The sequence below is a fragment of the Acidovorax temperans genome, from assembly GCF_028596105.1.
Lineage (GTDB): Bacteria > Pseudomonadota > Gammaproteobacteria > Burkholderiales > Burkholderiaceae_C > Acidovorax > Acidovorax temperans.
The window spans coordinates 3,644,645-3,664,694 of the sequence record NZ_CP117193.1; the positions used below are offsets into that span (position 1 = coordinate 3,644,645).

Here is a 20,050-nt window from a genome sequence, read left to right on the forward strand (position 1 = left end):
AAAGCAGGTATTGTCGCGCCTCTGCCATGCCGAGCAAGCCGTTGAGGCACCACATTTCACAGGTTCTGCAAAGGCCTCGCGATGTGTGGTGACTCACCGGCTTCAATGGAAAGCCGGGGCACCGCGCGCCCGGCTCTCATCCACGGTCTTCTCGGCAGTACTTCAGTTCACCTTCACAGCACGCATGTCTACACGGTTGTCTGCGCGGTGGATCATCTCCACGTTCTTTTTCATCGCCCAAGGAATGACCTGGTCATGCAATGGAATGTGCGACACCGTGTCGTTGGACAACTGCAGCGCCTCGGTCAGCATGCGGGAGCGCACTGGGGCATCGGTTTCCACCTTGATGCGGTCAACCAGGTAGTCCATGCGCTGGTTGCTGTAACGACCTACGTTGTAGTTGCCGTCACCACCGGTGCCAACGGTGCGGACTAGAGACTGCAGGCTGTAGAGCGCATCAAACGTGGGCACGCCCCAACCCAGCATGTAGATGCTGGCTTCGTTGCGCTGAATCATGGGGAAGTAGTTCACCAATGGAAGGGTGCGCAGCTTGGCCTTCACACCAATGCGCGACCACATGGCAGTCACTGCCTGGCAGATGGCTTCGTCATTGATATAGCGGTTGTTGGGGCAAGCGAAGTCAACTTCAAAACCGTCGGGGTAGCCCGCTTCGGCCAGCAGCTTCTTGGAGGTGTCCACGCTGTAGGGCATGCGCTTGCCGACAGCTTCGGTCCAGCCAGCCACCTGCGGAGCGACCAGAGTGCCTGTGGGCTTGCCCAGGCCGCGCATGATGTTGCGCGAGATGGTGTCCGCATCAATTGCCTGGTACAGGGCCTTGCGAACACGCAGGTCCTTCAACGGGTTCTTGCCTTTGACATTGGAGCCAGGCAGCTCGTCACGGAACTGGTCCATGCCCAGGAAAATGGTGCGGTTTTCCAAACCATCGACCACTTTCAGGTCGGGGTTCGCACGCAGACGCGCCAAGTCCTGGGGTGTGGGGTCAAGCACAAAGTCCACTTCGCCCGACAGCAGCGCAGCAATGCGTGTCGCTGCAGACTTGATGGGGGTGTAGACAATCTCTGTCACGTTGCCGTCCATCTTGCCCCACCAGTTGGGGTTGCGCTTGAACACCATGCGCACGTCCGGCTGCCAGGATTCGAGTGTGTAGGGGCCTGTACCCATCGCATTGCGGTGGGCAAAGGTTTCGTCGGTGCCCTTCATGTCCTTGGGCTCGACGGACTTGTTCTTCTCTGCCCAGGCCTTGCTCATGATGCGCAGCTCAGTCAGTTGGCGCAGCAAGACGGGGTTGGGCGAGACCAGAATGATGTCAATGGTCTTCGCGTCCACCTTCACCACTTTGGAGATCCCTTGGGTGAAGGGAGTGAAATTGGATGTCTTGGCCATCGCACGATTGAGCGAATAGACCACATCGTCTGCATTCATCACCGAACCGTCATGGAACTTCACGCCTTCGCGCAGGGTGAAACGCATTTGCGTGGGGCTGATTTCACGCCACGCAGTGGCCAGGACGGGCTCCACCTGGAATGTACGGCTGTTGTAGTACACCAGGCTTTCATACACATTGGCGTGCAAACCACTTTGCAGGGCATTGTTTTGCGAATGGATGTCCCATGTCGAAATTTCACCCTGGCTGGTCCACTTGAAGGGTTTTGCATGCAGCGCAGGTACAAAACACAGCGTTACAGCAGTCGCCAATAAAACGTGTTTGATTTTCATGGAGCAATCTCTTTTAAAAATTTTTACCATGAAGTAAAGATACGGTAAATCCAAGGGGGTATCCCTGAATTCCCGCACGTCATGGTGCCCTTTAGAGGCGCGATCAAACCACGATGTCTCTGCAAATTCGATGCCAGGCCGGCTCCACCACCTGACACACTCAATGACATCAACAGCAGGCTCTTGAATGAAATGCCCTGATGCAGATAGTCAAATCATCAATGAAAAAAAACACTGGGTACTTCACAAACCACTCCCAGGAGCGGCAGCGAAACACCCAGTGTTGAATTCAAATCGGCTTGTAAAACCCCACCATTCAAGCCGGTTTGACTCTCAGACCTGCCTCTCTGGATTCAGCCGAGGCAGGCCAAAAGATCAGAAGCGGTGGCGCAGACCCACCGTGAAGCCAGTGCGGGATGTGGGGCCATTACTGACATTGTTGAACGTGATGTTGCCACCCTTGAGCTTAGTGCTATCCACTTCAACATATGCATCCGTGCGCTTTGAGAACGCATAGTCAGCAGCCAGTGTCAGAAAGTTAGCGGTAGCATTTGTCGCAGCGGTTGCACCTGTCTGCTTAGTATGGAAGTAGTGTGCACCCAGATTAATTTGAGGGGTGAGCTGGTAACCGGCACCAATCTTGTAAATGGTGCGCTTGTTTGCGTTCAGGAACATGGCGCCACCACCAAAGCCACCATTGGCAGCCGAACCCCACATCGCACCCAAGACACGAGCATCGGTGGCGGGCAGATTGCTGTCAACCTTGTTCTCGCCATATCCCAAGTTGAAGTACATGGGGCCAGTGCGATAGGAGCCACCCAGCGTCCAGGCCTTGATCTTCTTGCCCGAGGCGAATTCATAGTCTTGGTAACCGACACCAGCGGCCACCCCATTCGCTTCATAGCGCAGATATCCGCCCATGGTTTTCCCGCCCGTAGCAGCCTTTTCGTCAAAAGAGTACTGCAGCGCACCACGAATGGCCCCAACTTCGGCTGTGTACTTGATCATGTTATCGGCGCGCGCCAACAAGGAGAAACCAATTTCAGGCTTGTACGCCTCCATGTAGGGTGAATACGGATAAGAGGCGTAGGTAGAAGTCACCAAATCGAACAGCACGTTGTACTGGCGCCCCATGGTCACGCGACCAAACTCGCCTTGCAGTCCGACCCACGACTGCTGGAAGTAAGAGCCGTTCGGGTAGCCTCCCGCCGTGGCGCCGTTATCCGCAGTAAAGCGATTCTCCAGATTGACCAGAGCCTTCATGCCGTTCCCAAGGTCTTCGTTCACATTGATGCCCCAGCGGCTTTGGGACATACCACCACCAACGAGTTGATTCAGCGAACCATTTCCAGTGGCTCCTTCGTTGTTGGTATAGCGATAAGCCACATCAACGATGCCGTAAAGCTGCACCGAACTGGTGCTGGTGCTGGCTTGTGCAAATGCAGAACCGGAGGCGAGAGCAATAGCTCCCAGAGCAAAGAGTTTCTTAGCAGCGACTTTTTTCATGGATCCCATCTCTTTCTGAGGTTGAAGTGGCTGAGGGCAGTTTAGTAAGTCCCCTCCCTATCAGGACCCCTTTGTTGCTCAATCCCTACACAGGGTTTCCCTAATAGAACGGTGGTTCTATTTCTAAAATAGTGGTGAGTCTGTCGCAAACACCCAGCCAAACCATCCCCCAAAAACACCCCCAGCCAGAGCAAAATCAAGAACAGCGCTCAAAAGACAAAGAGACAAAAACAGCCAACCCGGCACACTATCGAACGGACATGAAAAAAGCCGCCCGAAGGCGGCTTTTAAGCTTTTGTATCAACAACTGGCCAAAGCCAGCTGACGATATTAGAAGCTGTGACTGATACCGAAGTCGTAACCGTTGGAGTTGCTGTTCAAACCAGTCACAGCGCCGTTCAGAGCTTGTGCAGCGCCGTTCTTGTTGGACAGGCGAGCGTACGTTGCGTACAGAGCAGTGCGCTTGGACAGGTTGTGCACGTAGCCCAGAGCCAGCTTGTTCGTACGTGGATCAGCACCAACGGTGTCGATCTTGTAGGTGGAGTAAGCCAGACGAACTTCGCCAGCGCCCACGGGCACCAGACCACCGATCAGGAAGCCCTTGCCGTCGTTGCCGCCGCTGATCTTGTCTTGGTTGTAGTGAGCCATGATCTTAGCCATGCCCAGGTCGTAGGAACCGCCCAGGTTCACAGCCTTGATGTTGCCGGCCAGGAACTTGGTTTCGGAGAAAGCGATAGCGGCGTTGATGGGGCCGTTAGCGTAACCAGCGCGCAGAGCCAGGCCGTTGCCGTCCTTCTTGTTCGCTGCGTTGCTCAGGTTTTCACCCATGTAGTACTGGACTTGGCCGTAGAAACCGCCCAGGTTGCCAGGCAGGAAGTAGCCGATGGAGTTCGAAGCGCGCACGGTGGTTGGGCCACCCAGGCTGGAGTTCAGGGTTTGGGTCGTGCCAACACCGACCGTGCCAACACCGACCGTGCCGAACGGATCGAACACGGTCAGGTTCCAGAATTGGGGCGTGTAGTCACGGCCCAGACGCACTTCACCGAAGCCGCCGTTCAGGCTGACGGTCGAACGACGGTTGAAGGTCAAGCCGCCGCCGGTGACGCCGCTTGCGCCTTGGTTGTTGGTGCTGGTGGTGTCACCGGAACCGTTGTCGTTGTTCAGGCCAGCTTCGAGCCAGAACGAAGCGGACAGACCGCCACCCAGATCTTCAACGCCACGGAAACCCAGACGGCTGCTGGAGTAGCCGGAGCTCTTCAGTTGCGACGTGTTAGAGACGCTGCCGGAACCGTAAGCGTAGGCTGCGTCAACCACGCCGAACAGGGTCACGGAAGATTGAGCCATTGCAGCGCCGGAAGCAGCCAGCACAGCCAGGGCAATCAGGGATTTTTTCATTGCGAGTTACTCCAAGGTTAAACATCGGGCTCCGGTACGGGGGGGTCTATGGTGAAAGCACCTGCACAGTCCCGCCGGTTTCCCGGGCCAGCCTCCTGGTGGGGAAGTTGCTCTTATTGAACCAGACCCGGCCGGGTTTCGCAAAGGAATTCGCCCACAATCGGCCGGAACGGAGAAAATCGTTGCAGTGGTGCAACATCCACCAGAGTCATCAATTCGCAGCATTTCCTTGCAAAGAAGGATCTGTGCGGCATGATTTTGTATCTTTGTGAAATTGATACGTCAAAACACCTTTGAAGCATGGATCGCCTACTTTCCAGTCTCGACAATGCCCTGCGCACCTTGTTTGCTCAGCCTCATGCGCATGAGAAGTCACCAGCCCAGGGGGTGGACGAAGCCGCGTTGAACGACGAGCAGAAAAAACTGGCGGGAGCCTTGATGCGGGTGAACCATGTGGGTGAAGTTTGCGCCCAGGCGCTGTACAGCGCGCAGGCCCTGGCCACCAAAGACGAGCATTTGAGACAGCATTTGCTCCAGGCAGCCCGAGAAGAAACAGACCACCTGGCCTGGACCCACGAGCGACTGCAAGCGCTGGGCGCCCGCCCCAGTTTGCTCAACCCCCTCTGGTTTTCAGGGGCATTTGCGCTGGGCTTTGTCGCCGCCAAGGTGAGTGACCGGGCCAGCCTGGGTTTTGTGGTGGAAACGGAACGCCAAGTGACAGAACACCTGCAAAGCCACCTCTCCCGACTGCCCGAGGAAGATGCTGCCTCCCGCGCAGTGGTTGAACGCATGAAGCAGGACGAGGAACGGCATGCCGAGGAGGCTGCACACCGCGGCGCCTTGCCCCTGCCCAAAGCAGCCCAGGGCTTGATGCGTTTTGCAGCCAAGGTGATGACAACCACAGCGCACCGCATCTGAGGGGCGCGCCAGGAGACGCCCCTCCTGCAGCCACCTCAGGCCTCTACCAGGTCAAAACCGGTGGTGATCTCGGCCGTTTTGCCCAGCATGATGCTGGCGGAACAGTATTTTTCGTGGCTCATCGCAATGGCACGTTCCACTGCCGCCGCAGGAATGCCCCGCCCCGTTACGGTGAACTGCATGTGGATCTTGGTGAACACCTTGGGGTCTGTGTCGGCCCGCTCGGAAGTCAACTTGACGCTGCAGCCCCGCACATCGTGGCGCCCCCGCTTGAGGATCAGCACCACGTCATAAGCCGTGCAACCGCCGGTACCGGCTAACACGGTTTCCATCGGCCTGGGAGCCAGGTTTTGGCCACCATTGGCGGGATTGGCCGCGTCGGGCGCACCATCCATGACCAAAACGTGGCCGCTCCCGGTTTCTGCGACAAAGCCCATTCCGGACCGGGTACCGGCCGCGGCCGTCCAACTGACTGTGCATTCCATGTGTTTTTCTCCTAGGGACCGCATGGGCGCAGGACCCATGCGTGGTTTTTTTCTTACGGTTTTACCAAGCCGTCCAAAACGGCTGCGAATTTTTGCTGCATCGCAACAAGCATGAGGATACAATTCACCCATGCGCGGTTGTTCAAACAAACAACCAAAAGCAATCAGTACAAACGCTGGTTTGCTCGCACCGATTGTCTCCTCCATCTCCTCAAAGGATGGATTCAGCCCCAAGCCTCACGGCCTGGGGCTTTTTTTTGCCCCGGGTTTGGTCGCAATGAACCCAGCGTCACCCCGGCCAGCACCGCAGAGACTGCTCAAAAAAAAGGCGCCAACCGCCCCCACTATGATGTGTGCCCCGCCTGCTCTGCTGGGCGGGTGATCCTATCGCCCCATGACACAGCCACTCACCCCCGCCGATTACCTGAAAAAAATCCTCACCGCCCGTGTGTACGACGTGGCCGTGGAGTCCCCCCTGGAGCCTGCCAAAAACCTGAGCCAGCGCCTGAAGAACCGGGTGCTCTTGAAGCGTGAAGACCAGCAGCCTGTCTTCAGCTTCAAGCTGCGGGGGGCGTACAACAAGATGGCGCACCTGACGCCTGCACAGTTGGAACGCGGCGTGATCTGCGCCTCGGCCGGCAACCATGCCCAGGGCGTGGCCATGAGCGCCAAGCGACTGGGCGTGCGTGCCGTGATCGTGATGCCCACCACCACCCCGCAGCTCAAGATTGACGCGGTGAAGAGCCTGGGTGGCGAAGTGGTGCTGTTTGGCGACAGCTACTCGGACGCTTACGGCCACTCGCTCAAGCTCGAAAAGGAACAGGGCCTGACCTTCGTGCACCCCTTCGATGACCCCGACGTGATTGCCGGACAAGGCACGATTGCCATGGAAATCCTGCGGCAACTGCAAAGCCTGGGCAGCAACCAGCTCAATGCGGTGTTTGTGGCGATTGGCGGCGGCGGGCTGGTCAGCGGTGTGGCCAATTACATCAAGGCCGTGCGGCCCGAAGTCAAGATCATTGGCGTGCAGATGAACGACTCGGACGCAATGATCCAGTCCGTCAAGGCACACGAGCGTGTCACCCTGCCCGATGTGGGCCTGTTCTCGGACGGCACCGCCGTCAAGCTGGTGGGCGAGGAAACCTTCCGCATCGCTTCCGGATTGGTCGATGAATTCATCACCGTAGACACCGATGCCGTCTGCGCCGCCATCAAGGACGTGTTTGTGGACACGCGCAGCATCGTCGAGCCCGCCGGTGCCCTGGCCGTGGCCGCCATCAAACAGTATGTGGACACGCACCACACCGAAGGTGAGACCTACGCCGCCATTTTGTGCGGCGCCAACATGAACTTCGACCGCCTGCGCTTCGTGGCAGAGCGTGCCGAAGTGGGCGAAGAGCGTGAAGCACTGTTCGCCATCACCATCCCAGAAGAGCGCGGCAGCTTCCGCCGCTTCTGCGAAGCCGTGGGCGCCCTGCCCGGCGGCCCGCGCAACGTGACGGAGTTCAACTACCGCATCAGCGACGCGACCAAGGCTCATGTGTTCGTGGGCCTGACCACGCGCGGCAAGGGTGAATCGACCACGATTGCGCAGCATTTCAACCAGCAGGGGTTTGAAACGCTGGACCTGACGCACGACGAGCTGGCCAAGGAGCATTTGCGCCACCTGGTGGGCGGCCACTCGGCCCTGGCGCAAGACGAGCGCCTGCTGCGCTTTGTCTTCCCCGAGCGCCCCGGCGCACTGCTCAAGTTCCTCAGCTTAATGCAGCCGACCTGGAACATCAGCCTCTTCCACTACCGCAACCAGGGGGCCGATTACGGACGCATCCTGGTCGGCATGCAGGTGCCCGCCGAAGACACGGCCACGTTCGACGCGTTCCTGGACACGCTGGGCTACCCCTACGTGGAAGAGACGAACAACCCGGCGTATCGCCTGTTCCTGCGCGCAGGGTCTTGATCAAAATGGCCTCTAGCGCTTATTCAGCAAGCGCAAGCAGCTACTGAATCAATAGCATCCTCAACACAACCGATGCAAGCCCTGCGCCACTACCTGCTGGCCGTGCAGTTCTTCACCCGCATCCCCGTCACGGGGCGGCTGGCTGCGTGGGTGGGTTACAGCCCAGCCATGCTGCGCGCCAGCGCGGCGCATTTTCCGGGCATTGGCTGGCTCGCGGCAGCCTTGTCGTGCGCCGTATTTGCCTTGCTGTACCTAGGGCTGGGTGCGCAGCAGCCGCTGGCCTCCCTGGTGGCTGCGGTGCTGTGCACCGCAGCCACAGTGATGATGACTGGCGGCTTTCACGAGGATGGCCTGGCCGACGTGGCCGACGGCCTGGGCGGCAGCTACGACCGCGAGCGCGCGCTGGACATCATGAAGGACTCGCGCATTGGTGCCTTTGGCGCCATGGCCCTGGTACTGGCGCTGCTGGCCAAGGTCAGCCTGCTGGCGCTGCTGGGCGCGCACAGCCTGGGGGCGGCGCTGGCGGCGCTGGCGGGGGGCCATGTGCTTTCGCGGCTGTGGCCCCTGTTCATCGTGCGGTGGCTGCCGCATGTGGGTGACACGGCCCGATCCAAAAGCAAGCCACTGGCCGACCAGATTTCACGCGGCGCGCTGGCAGTGGCAGTTTTGTGGTGTTTTTTACCTCTGGCGCTTGTCTATCAAGCGCAAGCAGCTACATTTTTAATAGCATCTATCACCGCCAGTATGGCGGCTGCCGCGTGGATGGGGCGCTGGTTTGCGCGACGCCTGCAAGGCTTCACGGGTGACTGCCTGGGCGCCACCCAGCAGGTGGGCGAAATCGGCTTTTACTTGGGTGCCGCCCTGGCCCTGGGCGCAGCGCGGTGACACCGGCTGCGTGGTGGCTGGTGCGGCACGCTGCTCCGCAGGTAGCGCCAGGCACCTGTTACGGCGCGCTGGATGTGCCTGCCGACCCCCAGGCCAGTCAGCAAGCAGCACTGCGACTGGCCGAGGCCCTGCCAACGGGTACGCTGATGAGCCACTCGCCGCTACAAAGATGTGAGCAGCTTGCGCACTACCTGCTTGCGCTGCGACCCGATTTGGCTAGCAACCCCGACCCGCGGTTGCGCGAAATGGATTTTGGCGACTGGGAAGGTCGCCCGTGGGCCGACATTGCGCGTGGCGAGATCGACGCCTGGACGCAAGACTTTGCCCACTACCGCCCCGGGGCCGGTGAGAGCCTGCACTCCATGCTCGCCCGTGTAGACGCAGCACGGCGCGAAGCCCTCAAGGCCCTGGAGCAAGGCCGCCCTGTGGCGTGGATCACGCACGCAGGCGTCACGCGCTGCGTGGCGTGGCTGAGCAATCACGGAGGCAAACTGCCGCTATCGCACCAATGGCCGCTGGAAGCGCCAGGCTGGGGAGATTGGGTGATGGTCCGACCCGGTTTGACCGGTGAAGCACCGGCGCAACAGACGTAACGGGTCGTAGAAGAAAAAGCCCACCTGCCGACCACAGCAAGGGGTAAGCCCCAAAAAGCAGGCCCGGTGAATAAGAGAAACCGTCAGCCCTTGGGAGGCATCTCCAGGCGCACCGTGGTGGGTCCATCTACCGACGCACCCAACGACGCCTGGCGCGGGCCCAGCGACTGCAGCACCAGCCCCGAATCCACCTGCGCGCCCACGCGGAACGGGCGGGCCGGTTTGCCATCCAGAGAGATCAACGCCGCGCCGCCACCGCTGCTGCGGCCTGACAGCACGCCCAGCAGCGCGAACCGGCTGGAAGGCGCGGCCACGGCCACCGGTGCCGCAGGCCCGGCGGGTACTGCACCCAGCAGGCGCGCCAGCGCCGTGCCATCCGGCGCAGCCTGGGGCGCGGGGGCCACGGGTGCCGCCATGCCCGAAGGCCGCGAGGACAAACGCAGCCCCCAATAAACCACACTGGCACCCGCAGCGGCCCACAAGACCAAAGTTGCCAGTCGGATGCCCCATTGAGAGTGTGTGTTTGTCACCATGTGGCGATTATGATTCAGCCGATTCGAGACCACCCCGAGAACGCTTGCAGTGAACACCCCCTCTTTCTTCTCTCTGCGCCGCGCACGCCGCAGCCTGGCCCGTGGCTTCACGCTCATCGAGCTGATGGTGGTGATGGTCATCATTGGCGTGCTGGCCGCGCTGATCGTTCCCAACGTGCTGGACCGCGCCGACGACGCCCGCGTGACCGCGGCCAAGACCGACATTGCCAACATCGTCCAGCAGCTCAAGATGTACCGCCTTGACAACCAGCGCTACCCCACGGCAGAGCAAGGCCTGCAGGCGCTCATCGCCAAGCCTACGTCCGGCCCCATTCCCAACAACTGGAAGCCTTACCTGGACAAGCTGCCGAACGACCCCTGGGGCCGCCCCTACCAATACCTGAGCCCCGGCATCAAGGGCGAGATCGATGTGATGTCTTTCGGCGCAGACGGGCAATCGGGCGGCGAAGGCAAGGACGCGGACATTGGCAGCTGGCAGTGACGCCACGCACCGCCGCCCTCGCGTGCATGTCCCCGCATCATTGTTGGCTGGCCTGCTGATTCCGCCGTGCCCGTGCGGCTGCCTGCCTTGAACCTTTTCCACACCGCCCGCCCGGCGCGTGGCTTCACGCTGCTGGAGCTGCTGGTGGTCATCAGCATCATGGCGCTGGCCACGGCGGGTGTTTCCATCGCCATGCGCGACAACGGCCAGACGGTGCTGGAGCGCGAAGGCGCTCGGCTTGCTGCGCTGCTGGAGTCGGGCCGGGCCCAGTCCCGCGCCACCGGGGCCATGGTGCGCTGGCGCGTGACGGAACAAGGTTTTCGGTTTGAAGGCCTGCCCCCTTCGGCGCTGCCCAGCCAGTGGCTGGACCCGGGCATCATCGTGCGCGGCCAGGCCATCGTGGTGCTGTGGCCTGAGCCCTTGATCGGCCCCCAGCAAGTGATCTTGTCGCACCAGCAGCGGCCCGACCAGGCCTTGCGCGTGGTGACCGACGGGCTGCGCCCGTTCACCGTGGAGTCCATGCCATGAGCGCGCAGCGCGCGGCAGGCGGGTTCACGCTGGTGGAAGTGCTGGTGGCGCTGGCCATCGTGGCGATTGCGCTGCTGGCGGGCACGCGGGCGGCCAGCACGCTGACGAGCAATGCACAGCGGCAGACGGACATCGTTCTGGCCCACCTGTGCGCCGAGAACGAGCTCGTCAAGGCACGCCTGTCGCGCCAGATGCCCAGCGTGGGCGACAGCACCGAGATGTGCGAACAGGCGGGGAGGCAGTTCAGCGTGAGCGTGATCGTGCGCCCCACCCCCAACCCGCAATTCAGGCGCATGGACGCGCAGGTGTTTGATGCCGACACGCCCATCCTGCGCATCTCCACCATCATCGGAAGGAACTGAATGGCCACGCTGCGCCGCTCGGCTTTCTTCATCCATTTGCGCAGCCGCTGCTCCAGAGGGGCGGTGCCGTCAGCGCGCGGCTTCACGCTGATTGAGCTGCTGGTGGCCATCAGTGTCATGGCTCTGATCGCCATTTTGAGCTGGCGCGGCATTGACGGCATGGTGCGCACCCAAGAGGCCACCCGCCAGCGCGCGGACGAAATGCTGGTGCTGCAGGCCGCCCTGGCGCAGTGGGGTGCCGATCTGGACGCCCTGGCCCCGCTGGCGTACACAACGCCCCTGGACTGGGACGGGCAAGTGCTGCGCATGACGCGTCGCAGCTCCGCCCTCCCCGACGAAGGCCCGGTGGTCGTGGCGTGGACGCGCCGCGCCACCAACAATGGCGCCCAATGGCTGCGCTGGCAATCGCCCCCCGTGCGCACCCGCGCCCAGTGGCAAGAAGCCTGGGCCCAGGCGGCCCAATGGGCACGCACACCGGGCGATGCAGACCGACGTTATGAAGTGGCGCTGATCCCCATCGACGGCTGGCAGGTGTTCTATTACCGCGGCGGGGCCTGGTCCAACGCACTCTCCAGCGCGGGCACACCGCAAGGCACCGCACCGGGAGTGGCCCAGGGTGCAGACCCGAGCAGCGCTATTCCCGAGGGCATCCGGCTGCAGCTCACGCTCTCACCCGGCGGGGCCCTGAGTGGCCAGCTGGTGCGTGACTGGGTGAACCCCGCGCTGGGAGGGCGCCGCACATGACCAAGCCCATAGCGCAGCACACCATTGACGAGCCCGCAGGCCGCCGCCGGCAGCGGGGGGCGGCCCTGCTGGCCGCCATGCTCACGGTCACGTTGGTAGCCACCCTGGCGGCCTCGGCCATGTGGCAGCAATGGCGCGCGGTCGAGGTGGAGACGGCCGAACGGGGCCGCGTGCAATCCGCATGGATTCTGGTGGGCGCCCTTGACTGGTCACGGCTGATTCTTGCGTCCGACGGCCGTGCCGGTGGCCCCGACCACCTGGCTGAGCCCTGGGCCATTCCGCTGCAAGAGGCACGCCTGTCCACCTTCCTCGCGGCAGACCGCAACGTGGCCCAGGTGGACGATGCCAGCACTGACACCACGGACGCCTTCCTCTCCGGCCAGATCATCGATATGCAAAGCCGCCTCAACCTCACCAGCCTGGTCGAAGGCGGGCAGGTACAGGCCGGCGCCCTGCGGCAGTTCACGCGGCTTTTTGAGCGCCTGGGGTTGCCCCCGCAGCAGCTCAACGCCTTGGTGGAAGCCCTGCGCAACGCCCAGGCAGCGCCGGGCAAGGACGATGCCAACGCACCGCTGATGCCGCAAATGGTGTCTCAACTGGGCTGGCTGGGCCTGCCCGCCAGCACGGTGGCCTCACTGGCACCGCATGTCACCATCCTGCCCGTGCGCACCCCGGTGAATCTCAACACCGCCCAGCTGGATGTGCTGTGGGCCGCCATCGACGGCATTGACTTGGCTGGCGCGCAAAAGCTCGTCGCGGCACGCGAATCGCGTCACTTCCGCAGGTCAGACGATGTGAAAGAGGTGCTGGGCGCCAACATGCCGTGGGATGACCAGTTGCACGCCATCGCCTCACGCTACTTTGAAGTGCGTGGGCGCTTACGCCTGGGCCCCTCCACCGTGGATGAGCTTTCGCTGGTGCGAAAAGACGGCGCCGTGGCCACCACGCTGTGGCGCCAACGTGGTGTTTTAGACCGCGATTCCGCCGCAGCCGCACAGCCTCTGCGCTGACGCGTTGCCAGCAGCGCACTACCGTCATGCCAGCCCCCTAAAATGGTTTGCAAAACCTGCCCATGAGCTCTCTGATCCTTACCCTGCCCCTGACGCCACCGGGCATCGCCACCACCTACAGCTACGCGCTGACATCCGACGGCCACACGGCCGCGGCCCATGCGCACGCGGCTGCCGGTTTGCTGCCCGAGCCATCGCGCCCTGGCGGCGAAGTGGTGGCGGTAGTGCCCCTGGCCGCTCTGTCGTGGCAACGCGTGCAGCTGCCGCCTGGCATTCCGCTGGGGGCCAACCAGCAGACCCCCCGCCTGCGCTCCATTCTGGAAGGCCTGCTGGAAGACCGCTTGCTCGACGACCCCGCCCAGTTGCACTTTGCCCTGCAGCCTGGCGCCCGCGCTGGCAGCCCGGTGTGGGTGGCCGTGTGCGACCGCAGCTGGCTGCGCGACCACCTGCAGGCGCTGGAGGCAGCAGGCCGACCCGTATCTCGCGTGGTGCCTGAATTTGCCCCCGGCCCCACCGCCAGTGGCGGCACTGAAATCTTTGCCATCGGCACTCCTGACGACCCGCAGATGGTTTTGTGCGGCCAGGGGGCAGACCACAGCGTCACCATGCTGCCGCTCTCGGCCGCCGTGCTGGCCTTGGCCGGTCTGACGCCGCAAGCCGACGACGATGCTGCCGCCCCCGTGGTGCGCGCCGACCCGGCGGTGGCCGAGGCCGCAGAGCGCACCCTGGGCCGCCCGGTCACGCTGCACACATCCACCCAACGTGCTTTGGACGCAGCACGCGGTGACTGGGATCTGGCGCAGTTCGAGCTGGCCAGCACCGGCCGCCTGCGGGCCATGCGCAAGGCGGGCTCCGCAGCCAGTGCCTTCCTGTATGGCCCCCAGTGGCGCGCAGCACGCTGGGCGACAGGGCTGCTGGCAGCGGCGCACCTGGTGGGCCTGAATGCCTGGGCATGGCAAGAAAAGCAGACCCTGGCGGCCAAGCAAGCGGCCGTGCGCGGCGCGCTCACCACAACGTTCCCCCAGGTCAAGGTGGTCGTCGATGCCCCCGTGCAAATGGAGCGCGAGCTGACCCTGTTGCGCCAGAAGGCTGGCAGCGTATCGCCCCGCGACCTGGAACCCCTGATGGCCGCTGCTGGGGGCGCATTACCCGATGGCCGCGTGCCCAGTGCGGTGGAATTTGCGCCCGGTGAACTGCGCCTGCGTGGCGTGACCCTGGCCCCTGATGAGGAATCTGTGTTCAACACCCGACTGCAAGCTGCGGGCTACCGCGCACGGACCGAAGATGGCACCCTGCTGGTGCGCAGCGAGGGCACGCCATGAGCCGCACCACCGCCCTGCTGGCGCGCTGGAAGGCGCTGGCACCGCGCGAGCAAAACCTGGTGCTGGCCGCTGGCGGCATCGTTGCCCTCGCGCTGGTCTGGTGGGTGGCCCTGGCGCCCGCGCTGGCCACGCTGCGCCAGGCCCCTGAGTTGCACCGCAAGCTCGATCAGCAACTGCAGCACATGCAGCGCCTGCAGGCAGAAGCACAACAACTGCAAGCCCAGCCACAAACCTCGCCCAGCGATGCCGTGGGTGCGCTGCGCACCGCGCTGACGCAGCGCCTGGGCACTGCCGCGCAAATGAACGTGCTGGGTGACCGCGTGACGGTCACGCTCAAGGCCGCCCCTGCCGATGCCACTGCCGAATGGCTGGCCCTGGCGCGCACCAATGCGCGGGCCGTGACGGTGGAGGCGCGGCTGACGCGCAGCAACGCCGCAGCGCCCTCCAATGCCGGCCCGGCCACACTGGGCAATGCCGCCACCCCTGCTGCCCCGCGCTGGGACGGCACCGTGGTGCTGGCCCTGCCCGCCCGTTAATTTCTCACTCGCCCAGCCAACGCCCTACGCCGTGTTCAACCGCACCCGATCCAGCCCCCGTTCTGCCGATGCAGCCCCTCGCGGCAAGGCACGGTCGCGCTCGCGCGCACTGCCGATGGCAGCGGCGCGTGCACCCTGGGGCTGGGCCGTGGCGGGTGCCTTGGCGGGGGTGTTGCCCGCCATCGTCGCGTTCGCGCCAGCGCAGTGGCTGACGCAGCGCCTGGGGGCCGCCACGGGCGGACAGGTGCAACTGACCCAGGCCCGCGGCACCGTCTGGACTGGATCGGCCCAACTCGTCTTGACCGGCGGCGGCGCCAGCCAGGACAGCGCAGCCCTGCCCGGCAGGCTGGAGTGGCAATTGCGCCCGTCTTGGAACGGCCTGCGGCTCCAGCTTAACGCCACCTGCTGCACTCCACTGCCCCTGCTGGCACAGGTTCGTGTGCAACTGGGGCAGGTGCGCGTGGCGCTGCAAGACAGCCGCAGCCAATGGCCCGCTGCCGTGCTGGCAGGTCTGGGCACGCCGTGGAACACCCTGCAACCACAAGGGCAGCTGATGCTGCAGACCCAGGGGCTGGAGGCCGTCTGGTCCGCCGGCCGCATGGCCCTGGCCGGGCGCGCCCAGCTTGACGCCATGTCCATGTCATCGCGACTATCGACTTTGCGACCCATGGGCAGTTACCGGCTGGAGCTGACGGGCGGCGAAGTGCCAGCCCTGGCCCTCAGCACCTTGCAGGGGCCGTTGCAACTGACGGGCAGCGGCCAATGGGTGAGCCAGCGCCTGCGCTTTGCGGGCGAAGCCTCTGCCGCGCCAGACCGCGAAGCGGCACTGGCCAATCTCCTGAATATCATCGGGCGGCGCAGCGGCGCACGCTCCCTCATCACCGTGGGTTGACCCTATGACGACTTCCATCCTTTCGCCACGCCTGCGTTTTGCTATGAATAGAATAGCTGTCAGCGCTTTCCTGGCGTGCCTTAGCGGCCAAATTCATGCACAAACTGCGGTAGGCACGGGCACCAGCAGCGTGCGCGCCGGGGAGCCGGTCACGCTCAACTTCGCCAATGCCGAGATCGAAGCCGTGGCCCGCACCATGGCCACCATCACCGGGCGCAACGTGGTGGTGGACCCCCGCGTCAAAGGCCAGCTCACGCTGATCACCGAACGGGCGGTGCCGCCCATGGCCGCGTTCCAGCAATTCCTGGCGGCGCTGCGCCTGCAAGGTTTCACAGTGGTGGAGTCTGCAGGTTTGTACAAGGTGGTGCCGGAAGCCGATGCCAAGCTGCAAGGCGGCAGCGTGAGCGTGTCGCAGGGCGGTGCCACGGGAGGGCCTGCCGGTGGGCAGATCGTCACGCAGATCTTCAAGCTGAACTTTGAAAACGCAGCCAATCTGGTGCCGGTGCTGCGCCCGCTGATCAGTCCCAACAACACCATCAACGTGAACCCCGGCAACAACTCGCTGGTGATCACCGACTATGCCGACAACCTGCAGCGCCTGGCGCGCATCGTGGCGGCCATGGATGTGTCCAACGCCACCGACGTGGAGGTGATTCCACTGCGCAATGCGATTGCCGCCGATTTGGTGCCGCTGGTGTCGCGCCTGATTGATGGCGGCAGCAACGGCGCAGCGCCAGGTGCTGTGCAGGGGCAAACCGACAACGCCTTCAAGACCACGCTGCTGGCCGAGCCCCGCAGCAATTCGCTGATTCTCCGGGCTGCCAACCCTGCCCGCGTGGCCATGGTGCGTTCGCTGGTCGAGAAGCTGGACCAGCCGCCAGCACCCGGCAGCAGCGCATCCACCGGCAACATCCACGTGGTGTACCTGAAGAATGCCGACGCCACCAAACTGGCCACCACCCTGCGTGCGGCCATGTCCAGCGCCAGCGGCGCGGCCGCCACGAGCACAGGCGGCAATGGCTCGTCCACGCCCAGCACCACCACCGGCATCACCAACACATCGATGCTGGGCAGCGGCACCAGCAGCAGTTCCGCAGGCCTGGGCTCTGGCACCGCTCTGGGGGCTGGAGCCAACAGCAGCAATACCAACAGCAACCAGCCCTCCACCGGCGGGCAGATCCAGGCCGACCCGACCACCAACTCGCTCATCATCAGCGCGCCCGAGCCCCAATACCGCCAGCTGCGCGCAGTGATCGACAAGCTGGACGGCCGCCGGGCGCAGGTGCTGGTGGAAAGCCTGATTGTGGAAGTGTCGGCCAGCAAGCTCGCGCAGTTTGGCATTCAGTGGCAAGGCACCATCGGTGCGGGCAACAACGGCACGGTGGGCGTGATCGGCACCAACTCGGGCACAGCAGGCGCCAACATCCTGGGCGCGACAGCGGCCATTGCCTCGGGCAACGCCACCACCATCGCTACCGCCGTTGGCTCGCTGGGCGGCGGGCTCAACATGGCGCTGGCACCCCGCATCAACGGCCAGTACTACCTGGGCGCGCTGGCCAACTTCCTGCAAAACAGCGGCGATGCCAACGTGCTCTCCACCCCCAACCTGATGACGCTGGACAACGAGGAAGCCAAGATCGTGATCGGCAACAACGTGCCGTTCGTCACGGGCTCCTACGCCAACACCGGCGGCAATTCTGGTGCGGTGAACCCGTTCAACACGGTGGAGCGCAAGGACGTGGGCCTGATGCTGCGCGTGCGCCCCCAGATCAGCGAAAACGGCACGGTGAAGATGTCGATCTACCAGGAGGTGTCGAAGATCGACGCCGCCACGCTGAAGGACACCAATGGCCCCACCACCAGCAAGCGCTCCATCGAGTCGAACGTGGTGGTGGACGACGGCAACATCATCGTGATTGGCGGTCTGCTGGAAGACAGCTACTCGCAAGCCGAGGACAAGGTGCCGGTGATGGGTGACATCCCCGTGGTGGGTGCGCTGTTCCGCAGCGAGAACCGCTCGCGCAAGAAGACCAACCTGATGGTGTTCCTGCGCCCCGTGGTGGTGCGCGACTCCATGACCAGCGATGCGCTGATGACCGACCGCTACGAAGCCATTCGCGCGCTGCAGCAAGTGGTGCAGCCTGACAACAACCTGGTGATGCGTTCGGTGTCAGGCGCCCCCATCCTGCCACCGCTGGAGCCCCGCGCAATGCCAGCAGCAGAGCCTGCACTGCAGCCCGCCCCTGTTCCCGCTGCGGCACAGCCGCCCGCGCCCATGCCGCCACAAACGGCTGTGCCTGCGGCCCTTGCGGCACCAGCACCTGTCGTGGCGACATTGCCGCCCGCAGCGGAAGCGGAACCAGCTGAAGCCGCCCCATCGCCAGCGCCTGCCAATGCACTGCAGCCCTCTTATTTCGTGAACGTTGGCATTTTTTCCAACGGCAAGACGACGCGCGACACCGTGGCCAAGCTGCGCAAAGCAGACTTGCCCGTGAATGTGCAGGCCGTGAACACCAACCGTGGTTCGCGCACCCGCGTGCGGGTGGGGCCCTTCAACACATTGAAGGCGGCCGACAAGGCAGCGGTATCGGTGCGGGCGCTGGCGCTCGAAGCCGACGTGATCCGCCAGTGAGGCACAGGCTCACCTTTTTGGCCCTTTTACCCCTCCGATAGAACCGCTGATCGACACGCCATGCGCCACCCCCTGCCCTATGCCTTTGCCCGCTCATCACAGCTTCTGCTGGAGGATGATGGGCAACAGCTTGTTCTCTGGCATGGCCCTGCGCCCGACGTGACCGCGCTGTCGGAGGTCTTGCGCAAGCACAAGGTGAGGCACCTGCTGTCGCTGGACGCTACCAGCCTGGCGCAGCGCATCAGCGCCGCCTACGCGCAGGGAGAATCGAGCGCTGCCACGGTGGTGAGCGAGGTCGAGAGCGATGCCGACCTCTCACGCATGATGCAGGACCTGCCTGCGGTGGAAGACCTGCTGGAAACCGCAGACGACGCGCCCATCATCCGCATGCTCAACGCCCTGCTGACGCAGGCCGCGCGCGATGGGGCGAGCGACATCCACATCGAGCCGTACGAGCGCCACAGCAGCGTGCGCTTTCGCGTGGACGGCACGCTGCGTGAAGTGGTGCAGCCCAACCGCGCGCTGCATGCGGCCCTGATCTCGCGCCTGAAGATCATGGCGGACCTGGATATTTCGGAAAAGCGCCTGCCGCAAGACGGCCGCATCAGCCTGCGCCTGGGCACGCGCGCCATCGACGTGCGCGTATCCACCTTGCCCAGCGCCCATGGCGAGCGCGCCGTGCTGCGCCTGTTGGACAAGAGCGAGAACAAGATCAGCCTGGAAGCCGTGGGCATGCAGGGCGAAACCCTGCGCCGCTTTGAGGGGCTGATCAGCCAGCCGCACGGCATCATTTTGGTGACAGGGCCCACAGGCTCGGGCAAAACCACCACGCTGTACGCTGGCCTGGGCCGCCTGGACGCCACGCGCAACAACATCATGACGGTGGAAGACCCGATTGAGTACGAGTTGCCCGGCGTGGGCCAGACGCAGGTGAACAGCAAGATCGACCTGACGTTTGCCAAGGCCTTGCGCGCCATCCTGCGCCAAGACCCGGACATCATCATGATCGGTGAGATTCGCGACTTCGAAACCGCGCAGATCGCCATCCAGGCCTCTCTCACCGGTCACCTGGTGCTGGCCACGCTGCACACCAACGATGCGGCCAGCGCCGTGACGCGCTTGATCGACATGGGGGTGGAGCCTTTCCTGCTGTCGTCCTCGCTGCTGGGCGTGCTGGCCCAGCGGCTGGTGCGCAAATACTGCGGCAGCTGCCACGGCAAGGGCTGCGAGGCCTGCGGGCACACAGGCTATGCAGGGCGCACCGGGGTGTTTGAGTTGCTGGTGACGGACGATGCCATCCGCGCTCAGATCCACGCCCAGGCGTCAGAGGCCGAAATTCGCACCGCAGCCCTGGCTGCTGGCATGACGCTGATGCGCGAGGACGGAGAGCGGCTGATTGCTGCAGGCATCACCAGCCGCGAGGAAGTGCTGCGAGTCACCAGGGATTGAGCACCGCAGCAGGTGAAGGAGCCCCACCGCTCAGGTGAAGCAAACCGGCCCTAACCCAGGGCCC

The 20,050-nt window shown here is 63.5% G+C and carries 19 protein-coding genes; 14 read left to right on the plus strand and 5 right to left on the minus strand.

All coding sequences use genetic code 11. The annotated features are described in order from the left end of the window. Nucleotides 1-162: 162 nt before the first annotated feature. The 3 genes from PQV96_RS17045 to PQV96_RS17055 all read right to left on the minus strand — a co-directional run bounded on the left by PQV96_RS17045 (nt 163) and on the right by PQV96_RS17055 (nt 4,638). Nucleotides 163-1,737 (minus strand): ABC transporter substrate-binding protein, encoded by a 1,575-nt coding sequence (locus tag PQV96_RS17045; protein ID WP_207374426.1) that lies wholly within the window; start codon nt 1,735-1,737, stop codon nt 163-165. Nucleotides 1,738-2,112: 375 nt separating this feature from the next. After that, nucleotides 2,113-3,243, minus strand: coding sequence for a porin (locus tag PQV96_RS17050; protein ID WP_273623686.1), 1,131 nt, complete (start codon nt 3,241-3,243; stop codon nt 2,113-2,115). Nucleotides 3,244-3,573: 330 nt separating this feature from the next. Next, nucleotides 3,574-4,638: a porin gene (locus tag PQV96_RS17055; protein WP_273623687.1), complete on the minus strand. Its 1,065-nt coding sequence runs from the start codon at nt 4,636-4,638 to the stop codon at nt 3,574-3,576. A gap of 300 nt (nt 4,639-4,938) precedes the next feature. Between PQV96_RS17055 and coq7 the strand changes: the two genes are divergently transcribed. Beyond that, a complete protein-coding gene (gene coq7, locus PQV96_RS17060; RefSeq protein ID WP_273623688.1) occupies nt 4,939-5,556 on the plus strand; it encodes a 2-polyprenyl-3-methyl-6-methoxy-1,4-benzoquinone monooxygenase in 618 nt (205 codons plus the stop codon). A 35-nt stretch (nt 5,557-5,591) separates the two neighbouring features. Here coq7 and PQV96_RS17065 read toward each other — a convergent pair whose 3' ends face one another. Then, nucleotides 5,592-6,041, minus strand: coding sequence for an OsmC family protein (locus tag PQV96_RS17065; RefSeq protein WP_198846768.1), 450 nt, complete (start codon nt 6,039-6,041; stop codon nt 5,592-5,594). Between the two features lie 394 nt (nt 6,042-6,435). On the opposite strand from PQV96_RS17065, the gene ilvA reads away from it, so the two are divergent. From ilvA to PQV96_RS17080, 3 genes are all read left to right on the plus strand, one after another. Then, nucleotides 6,436-7,998 carry a threonine ammonia-lyase, biosynthetic gene (gene ilvA, locus PQV96_RS17070; protein ID WP_207374429.1) on the plus strand — a complete coding sequence of 521 codons (1,563 nt, stop codon included), beginning with the start codon at nt 6,436-6,438 and terminating at the stop codon, nt 7,996-7,998. 72 nt (nt 7,999-8,070) lie between these two features. Next, a complete protein-coding gene (locus PQV96_RS17075; RefSeq protein ID WP_273623689.1) occupies nt 8,071-8,883 on the plus strand; it encodes an adenosylcobinamide-GDP ribazoletransferase in 813 nt (270 codons plus the stop codon). Then, a complete protein-coding gene (locus PQV96_RS17080; protein WP_273623690.1) occupies nt 8,880-9,476 on the plus strand; it encodes a histidine phosphatase family protein in 597 nt (198 codons plus the stop codon). Before PQV96_RS17075 ends, PQV96_RS17080 begins: the two co-directional genes overlap by 4 nt. 83 nt (nt 9,477-9,559) lie before the next feature. Here PQV96_RS17080 and PQV96_RS17085 read toward each other — a convergent pair whose 3' ends face one another. After that, a complete protein-coding gene (locus PQV96_RS17085) occupies nt 9,560-10,009 on the minus strand; it encodes a type II secretion system protein N (RefSeq protein WP_066782495.1) in 450 nt (149 codons plus the stop codon). Between the two features lie 49 nt (nt 10,010-10,058). Here PQV96_RS17085 and gspG point away from each other — a divergent pair, with 49 nt between their 5' ends. The 10 genes from gspG (at nt 10,059) to PQV96_RS17135 (ending at nt 19,986) form a co-directional block, all read left to right on the plus strand. Beyond that, nucleotides 10,059-10,511 (plus strand): type II secretion system major pseudopilin GspG, encoded by a 453-nt coding sequence (gene gspG, locus PQV96_RS17090; RefSeq protein ID WP_273623691.1) that lies wholly within the window; start codon nt 10,059-10,061, stop codon nt 10,509-10,511. Nucleotides 10,512-10,589: 78 nt separating this feature from the next. Further along, entirely contained in the window at nt 10,590-11,039 is a 450-nt protein-coding gene (locus tag PQV96_RS17095) for a prepilin-type N-terminal cleavage/methylation domain-containing protein (protein ID WP_420482212.1), read from the plus strand. Continuing rightward, nucleotides 11,036-11,401, plus strand: coding sequence for a type II secretion system minor pseudopilin GspI (gene gspI / locus PQV96_RS17100; RefSeq protein ID WP_273623693.1), 366 nt, complete (start codon nt 11,036-11,038; stop codon nt 11,399-11,401). Before PQV96_RS17095 ends, gspI begins: the two co-directional genes overlap by 4 nt. Next, nucleotides 11,402-12,145 carry a prepilin-type N-terminal cleavage/methylation domain-containing protein gene (locus PQV96_RS17105; RefSeq protein WP_273623694.1) on the plus strand — a complete coding sequence of 248 codons (744 nt, stop codon included), beginning with the start codon at nt 11,402-11,404 and terminating at the stop codon, nt 12,143-12,145. Continuing rightward, nucleotides 12,142-13,155: a type II secretion system minor pseudopilin GspK gene (gene gspK, locus PQV96_RS17110; RefSeq protein WP_273623695.1), complete on the plus strand. Its 1,014-nt coding sequence runs from the start codon at nt 12,142-12,144 to the stop codon at nt 13,153-13,155. Before PQV96_RS17105 ends, gspK begins: the two co-directional genes overlap by 4 nt. A gap of 62 nt (nt 13,156-13,217) precedes the next feature. After that, nucleotides 13,218-14,477 (plus strand): type II secretion system protein GspL, encoded by a 1,260-nt coding sequence (gene gspL, locus PQV96_RS17115; protein ID WP_273623697.1) that lies wholly within the window; start codon nt 13,218-13,220, stop codon nt 14,475-14,477. Then, nucleotides 14,474-15,013 (plus strand): type II secretion system protein GspM, encoded by a 540-nt coding sequence (gene gspM, locus PQV96_RS17120; protein ID WP_273623698.1) that lies wholly within the window; start codon nt 14,474-14,476, stop codon nt 15,011-15,013. The genes gspL and gspM overlap by 4 nt, the downstream gene beginning before the upstream one ends. 115 nt (nt 15,014-15,128) lie before the next feature. Continuing rightward, nucleotides 15,129-15,905 (plus strand): type II secretion system protein N, encoded by a 777-nt coding sequence (gspN, locus tag PQV96_RS17125; protein ID WP_273625272.1) that lies wholly within the window; start codon nt 15,129-15,131, stop codon nt 15,903-15,905. 4 nt (nt 15,906-15,909) lie between these two features. Next, nucleotides 15,910-18,537, plus strand: coding sequence for a type II secretion system secretin GspD (gspD, locus tag PQV96_RS17130; protein ID WP_273623699.1), 2,628 nt, complete (start codon nt 15,910-15,912; stop codon nt 18,535-18,537). A gap of 60 nt (nt 18,538-18,597) precedes the next feature. Next, a complete protein-coding gene (locus PQV96_RS17135; RefSeq protein WP_066692732.1) occupies nt 18,598-19,986 on the plus strand; it encodes a GspE/PulE family protein in 1,389 nt (462 codons plus the stop codon). Nucleotides 19,987-20,050: the final 64 nt, after the last annotated feature.